Source organism: Streptomyces mayteni (assembly GCF_054783955.1).
In genome coordinates this window covers 1-5668 of the sequence record NZ_BAAGPR010000212.1, presented here as the reverse complement: position 1 = coordinate 5668, position 5668 = coordinate 1, and the positions used below count along the sequence as shown (strand labels likewise).

Below are 5668 nucleotides of genomic sequence, written 5' to 3'. Positions count from 1 at the left end.
CGCAGGCCGACACCGCCGCAGGCCGACACCGCCGCAGGCCGACACGGCCGCAGGCCGACACGGCCGCAGGGGCCCAACGAGGCGGCTTCGCCGCCGTTGGGCCCCCGCGGGCCACCGCCCGCGCGCAGCGCGCACCCCCGCGCGCAGCGCGCCCGCGACGCGGCAGCGGAACGGAAAGGGCGGGTGGGTGGGGAGAACCCCCCAGCCCCGCACGCCCCAGCGAGGACCGCTTACGCTGGGGCCCATGCCCGTCTCCCGCAGCAGGAAGCCGAAGAAGGGCCGGTCAGCCCCCGCCAAGCCCACGGCGGCCAAGCCCGCGACGGCCAGTCGCCCCGCGCCGGTCAGGTTCGGCGTGGCGATCCTGGCCGCGCTGCTGGTGTGCGCCCTCGTCATCGGCGCCGTGTCAGCCCTCGGCGGAGGCGGCAATGGCGGCAACGGCGGCAACGGCGGCGGCAGCGACGGCACGAACCCCCAGGGTCAGTCGACCGACGCCCCTGAGGGGAATCCGGCCGCCGCCCTGGAGCGGCGCGAGGCGGATGATCCGTACGCGCTCGGCGAGGTCGACGCGCCCGTCGTCATGCTCCAGTACACCGACTTCCAGAGCGCGTTCGACGGCGTCTACGCCCGCGACACCCATGACCGGCTGGTCCAGGAGTTCGTGGACTCCGGCGTGCTCCGCATCGAGTTCCGGCAGTTCCCGATCAACGGCCCGGAGTCGGACGCCGCGGCGCGGGCCTCGTGGGCGGCCGGGCAGCAGGGCAGGTTCTGGGAGTTCTACCGGGTCGCGCTCGGCGAGGAGTTCCACCAGAACGACGGCAGGTTCGCCGAGGACCGGCTGCCCGAGCTGGCCGAGGAGGCCGGCGTGCCCGACGTGGACCGGTTCCTGGCCGACATGGAGTCGGACGCGGCGACCGAGACGCTGACCCGGGACAGTGAGGAGGGGCTCAGCCTCGGCGCGAGCACCGCCCCCTCGTTCCTGGTCAACGGGCGGCCGCTGCTCGGGGCACAGCCGTGGGAGCAGTTCGAGGCCGCCATCCAGCAGGCGGCCGACGCGGCCGACGCGGGCGGTTCGGCCGCCGGGAACTGACCCGCCGCCGTCGATCAGTTCCGCACACGCTGCGAAACCATTCCGTCACGCATCTGCTCAACTCCCGCCGCCATTCAGGGGAATCCAGGTGATTGCCATCAATCCCGGTCGTATGGCCGGAGAGGCCGTCGCCGACGTTTAGCGTCCTGGGCCATGGCTCACCATCGCAGGAGACTCTGGCGTCCGTCCGCCGCGTCGGTGTATCGAAAACCCATCCGCACCGCGGCCACCACCCTGACGCTCGCCGGCGCGGCCACCGCGCTCGGCGGCGTGGCGCTGGCCGACCCGCAGCCCAGCACGGGCGAGGTGCGGGATCGGGTGGAGGCGCTGCACCACGAGGCCGAGGTGGCCACCGAGGAGTTCAACGCGGCGACCGAGGCCGCCACCGAGGCGCGCCAGGAACTCGACCGGCTGACGGACGAGGCGGCGCGCCGGGCCGCGGAGCTGAACCGGGCGCGGAGCGCGCTGGGTTCGCAGGCCAGCGCCGAGTACCGGGCGGCCGGCCTGCCGGCCAGCGTGCAGCTGGCGCTCTCCAGCGACCCGGACGAGTTCCTCGGCCGCGCCGCCCAGGCGGGCCGCAGCGGCGACCGGCAGGCCAGGGCGCTGCTCGGCGTCCAGGAGCAGCTGCGCGACGTGGAGCGGCTGCGTGCCGAGGCCGAGGAGCAGGCCGCCGCGCTCGACGAGGCGGAGCGCGAGGCCCGCGATCAGCGGGAGCGGGTGGAGACGCGGCTGGCCGAGGCCGAGCGGCTGCTCGCCACGCTCAGCGCGAGCGAGCGCGCCGCCACCCTGGCCGAGGAGGGTGCCGGCGCCGTCCAGGCGACCGCCCCCGGCGGGGCCAGGGTCGAACTGCCGGCCGCGCCTGGCCAACGGGCCGCGGCGGCCGTCGCGTTCGCCTACGCCCAGCTCGGCAAGCCGTACGGCTGGGGCGCGACGGGCCCCGACGCCTACGACTGCTCGGGCCTGACCCAGGCGGCCTGGGCCGCCGCCGGCGTCTCGCTGCCGCGCACCAGCTACAGCCAGGTCGACGCCGGCACCCGGGTCCCACGGAGCGCGCTGCGCCCCGGCGACCTGGTCTTCTACTACTCGGGCCTGAGCCACGTCGGGATGTACGTGGGCGAAGGCCAGATCATCCACGCCTCCCGGCCCGGCACCCCGGTGCGGCTCGCCCCCGTCGACTCGATGCCCCTGGTGGCCGCCAGCCGGCCCGGCTGAGGCCGGGCCGAGGCGCCGCCGTGGCCCGGCTAGGCTGAGGGGGTCAACGGACTCACCGTTCACGGAGGCGCGCGGCCGCACGGCGACAGCACCGCGCAGTGCGAGGCAGGGGGGGCACAGTGGCCGTCGAGGCGTCCCGTGGCCGCGGCGCGGCAACCCGGCACACACGTGGTTGCACGTGCGGCGACTGCCCGGTGGGCGCCGGGCCCGGCTACCGGCGGGCGGTCGCGGCGTTCCGCGGCCGCCGGGACGAGTTGGCGGCCGGCACCGGGATACCGGAGGCCGTGGCGTACTCCCCCGAGGCCACCAGGCAGTGGATATCGGACGAGTTGACGCGCTCGGCCCACGAGGTCTCGGAGCGCGCCAGGCTCGCCGGCTCGGTCTGGCTGACGCGCTCGGCGGTGCGCAGCCTGGTGGTGGTGTGGTCGGCGGTGGTGGCGCTGCTGCTCGGCCAGGCGCTGACGGCCGTCGGCACCGGCTGGACGCTGCCGCGGACGGCCGGCCTGCTGGCCGCCGTGCTGCTGGCCGTCCCGCTGTCGCTCGCGGCGTGGCTGCACCGGGCCAGGGGCGGGGTGTTGGCGCCGCTGGTCGGCGAGGACAACCGGCTCTCGACGTCCAGGGCGGTCTCCGCCGGCTGGCTGCTGCTGGCCGGCTACGCGGTGCTGGTGCTGGCGATCACGCTGGCCGGCACGACCGAGGGGGCGGAGCGCGCGGCGCTGCTCGACGGCTTCGACCTGGCGCACGGCGGCGGCCTGTTGACGGCCGTGGCGCTGTCCTGCGCGGTGACGGTGTGGGTGCGGCACACGGTGGCGACCCGGGTGCGGGGCTTCCGGATGCAGAAGGTGCGCGCGGCCCGGCCGCGGGCCACCGACCTGTTGACCGACGACGGGCGCCGCGGCAGCTTCCCCGACACCCAGTACGTCCTGGTGAACGCGGCGGCGCTGGCGCTCGCCGCGACCCGCCTCGCCCGGCACCCGGGCGAGCTGCCCGACCTGCCGTGGGCGGTGGCGCTGCTGGTCGCGGTGTCGGCGCTGACCTATCTGGCGGCCAAGTACACGGAGGGCGGCCGGCCGGTGATCCAGTCGATCGTCCGGGTGCGGGAGCCTGGCGACCTGCACGCGCCGATCCGGCACGGGGACGAGTTGGAGATCCGCGGTTCCGGCTTCGTGCCGGCCGGCGCCGAGTCGGCTGACCGGCTGGCGGAGACGGTGGTGCGGATCGGCGGGGTGCATGTGCCGGTGCCGCTGGTGCCGGTGGCCGGCGGGTTCAGCAACCCGTCCGACACCCGGTTGACCGTGCCGGTGCCGGCCGAACTGGACGCGGGCCGGGTGGACGTGCAGGTGATCACGGCGGCCGGCACCGAGTCCGGCCGCTACGCGATCACCATCTCCGACTGAGCGGTTCCCCCCACCCTCCCTGGGAGGTGCCCCCACAAGCCCCTTTCCACGCGTCCACGCGTCCACGCGTCCACGCGGCACAGCCGGCACAGCCGGCACAGCCGGGGCCGACGTGGCGGCTTCGCCGCCGTCGGGCCGCGGCTGGCCGCGGCTGGCCGCTACGCGGCCTCGTCCCCGCCGCTCCGCTTCGCGCGGCCCGCGTGGTTGTGGCGGGCGGCCACGGTGACCATCGCCACGGCCGCGGCCAGCAACAGCGCGATGCCCGGCAGGGCGAGCAGCGCCGGCACCGGCATGGAGACGTCGTCGCCGAGGGCCCGCGCCAGGTGGATCACGGCCACCAGCAGCAGGGCGAGGCCGAGCACCAGCCGGGCCGGCTCGAAGCGGTGCCTCCTGATCACGGTGTCTCCCCGGGGTCGCGCTTGACGGTCAGGTGTCCGATGCCGAGCTCCAGGTCCAGCTCGATGGTGCCGCCTGGCTCGATGCCCGACTCCGGCTCGTAGGTGTAGGTGCCGTTCGCGTTGATGCCGCCGTTGAACTCGTCGATCCTGGTGAGTTCGCTGTCGTCGTTCCACGGCTGGTAGCTGTAGGCGCCGATGGTGACGTCCTCGTGCACGACCACCGTGACGTCGAACGGCACCAGCACGGTGACCTGCCCCGCGCCGGCCTCGACGCGGGTGCTGAGCCGCTCGCCCGCCGGGACCTCGAGGTTCGACAGGTCGAGGCGGGCGTCGGCGCTGCCGACCTCGTAGCCGGCGCGCAGCTCGTCGGCCGAGGTCACCCGCCAGACGGGTGTGGTGAAGCTGGTGGTGATGTTGTCGGGCAGCACGGACGCCGCACCGAGCAGCACGCTGGTGACGATGACCGCGGCGACGGTGCCGGCGCCGAGGCGGCCGCGGAAGGCGCTGAACACCAGGCCGAGGCCGAGGACCGCGAGGGCCGAGGCGAGGCCGATGGAGAGCGCGGTGCCGAGCGGTTGGCTGCTCCAGGCGATGGCGCTGCCGGCGACGCAGGCGACGAGGGCCAGCAGCAGCACCAGCGCGCTGAACGGCCACTCGCGGGGCTTGGCGGGCGGCGTCTTGACGGGCGGGCCGCCCGCCATGGGCGGCCGGGCGCCGGGCACCGTGCCGGGCACCGTGCCCGCCGCGTAGTCGCCCGGCTTGGCGTCGGCGGGGCCCCACAGGTAGCTCTGCTCCTGCCGCGCGGCGGCGCCCTGCCACCAGGAGGGCCCGAGCGGCGCCGGGGGCGCGTGCGCCTCGGGGGGCGCCTCGGCGACGACCTGGGCGACGCGCTGCGGGTTCGTGGTGACGGCGCCGTCGCTGCCGGTGCCGCGCTTGCGGGACCAGGAGGCGACGGCGGCCAGGGCACCGATGAGCAGCACCGAGAACCAGGCGACCCCGCCGTCGTTGCCGAGGGTGGCGAGCAGCAGCCCGCAGCCGGCGACGATGAACAGCAGGGCGGTGAGCCCGGGGCCCTCGACGCGGCCGGAGAGCAGCCGGCGTCCCTCGTTCTCCTCCTCCCGCTCGAACGGGATGAGCAGCCAGGCGAGTCCGTAGGCGATCAGGCCGACGCCGCCGAGCACCGAGAGGAGCGCGGCCGGCACCCGGAAGATCACCGGGTCGAGGTTGAAGTAGCGTCCGAGGCCGCCGCAGACCCCGCCGACGACCTTGTGGCGACGGCTGCGGGCCAGCCGCTCGTCCGGCGCCGGCGGCGCCGCCGGTGCGGCCGGTGCGGCCAGGTGCTCTGTCATGCTCACCATGGTGGCGTCCGGCGGGCGGCGACGGTATCCGGGGCTCCCCGGAGTCGTCCCTGAGGCGCCGCCGGGCGGATCCTGCGGGTACACCCTGATGTCAGGAGGGGGTGCGGCATGTGACGATCGATGGCATGACCCCCGCACCATCCCCGGCGCCGCCCGCCGCCCAGGCCGAGGCGGCGTCCGTCGCCGCGCCGGCCGCCCGGCTGGCCGCCGGCGGCC

At 76.0% G+C, this 5668-nt stretch carries 5 protein-coding genes; 3 read left to right on the top strand and 2 right to left on the bottom strand.

Translation table 11 applies throughout. From position 1 onward, the window contains the following. Positions 1 to 244 precede the first annotated feature (244 nt). The 3 genes from ACYVPE_RS39060 (at position 245) to ACYVPE_RS39050 (ending at position 3696) form a co-directional block, all read left to right on the top strand. Positions 245 to 1087 (top strand): DsbA family protein, encoded by an 843-nt coding sequence (locus ACYVPE_RS39060; protein ID WP_461038602.1) that lies wholly within the window; start codon positions 245 to 247, stop codon positions 1085 to 1087. Between the two features lie 153 nt (positions 1088 to 1240). Next, positions 1241 to 2299 carry a C40 family peptidase gene (locus tag ACYVPE_RS39055; RefSeq protein ID WP_461038601.1) on the top strand — a complete coding sequence of 353 codons (1059 nt, stop codon included), beginning with the start codon at positions 1241 to 1243 and terminating at the stop codon, positions 2297 to 2299. Between the two features lie 119 nt (positions 2300 to 2418). Continuing rightward, on the top strand, positions 2419 to 3696 hold the full coding sequence (locus ACYVPE_RS39050) for a hypothetical protein (RefSeq protein WP_461038600.1): 1278 nt from the start codon (positions 2419 to 2421) through the stop codon (positions 3694 to 3696). A gap of 158 nt (positions 3697 to 3854) precedes the next feature. Here the strand turns inward: ACYVPE_RS39050 and ACYVPE_RS39045 are convergent, their stop codons facing one another. After that, a complete protein-coding gene (locus tag ACYVPE_RS39045) occupies positions 3855 to 4094 on the bottom strand; it encodes a hypothetical protein (RefSeq protein WP_461038599.1) in 240 nt (79 codons plus the stop codon). Then, positions 4091 to 5443 carry a PspC domain-containing protein gene (locus ACYVPE_RS39040; RefSeq protein WP_461038598.1) on the bottom strand — a complete coding sequence of 451 codons (1353 nt, stop codon included), beginning with the start codon at positions 5441 to 5443 and terminating at the stop codon, positions 4091 to 4093. The genes ACYVPE_RS39045 and ACYVPE_RS39040 overlap by 4 nt, the downstream gene beginning before the upstream one ends. Positions 5444 to 5668: the final 225 nt, after the last annotated feature.

Bases quoted from the DNA above. Each gene is read 5' to 3' on its own strand.
- ACYVPE_RS39055 (WP_461038601.1), top strand. From the start codon at position 1,241: ATGGCTCACCATCGCAGGAGACTCTGGCGTCCGTCCGCCGCGTCGGTG.
- ACYVPE_RS39060 (WP_461038602.1), top strand. From the start codon at position 245: ATGCCCGTCTCCCGCAGCAGGAAGCCGAAGAAGGGCCGGTCAGCCCCC.
- ACYVPE_RS39040 (WP_461038598.1), bottom strand. From the start codon at position 5,443: ATGACAGAGCACCTGGCCGCACCGGCCGCACCGGCGGCGCCGCCGGCG.